This window comes from Limnospira sp. PMC 289.06 (genome assembly GCF_032350395.1).
GTDB classification, from domain to species: Bacteria; Cyanobacteriota; Cyanobacteriia; order Cyanobacteriales; family Microcoleaceae; genus Limnospira; species Limnospira platensis.
Genome location: NZ_JARPLC010000626.1, coordinates 1 through 204, shown reverse-complemented (window position 1 = coordinate 204; position 204 = coordinate 1). Strand labels below are relative to the sequence as shown.

Below are 204 nucleotides of genomic sequence, written 5' to 3'. Positions count from 1 at the left end.
CGCCTACAACAATCGGGGTTTTGCTCACCGGAGCCAGGGAAATTATAAAGCAGCCATAGCTGACTACAACCGCGCTATTGAAATTAACCCGAATTATCATAATGCCTACAACAATCGGGGTTTTGCTCACCGGAGCCAGGGAAATTATAAAGCAGCCATAGCTGACTACAACCGCGCTATTGAAATTAACCCGAATTATCATAA

The 204-nt window shown here is 44.6% G+C and carries 1 protein-coding gene; it reads left to right on the top strand.

Translation table 11 applies throughout. The annotated features are described in order from the left end of the window. On the top strand, positions 1 to 204 hold a 204-nt coding region (locus P5674_RS26495; protein WP_315670549.1), incomplete at both ends, for a tetratricopeptide repeat protein.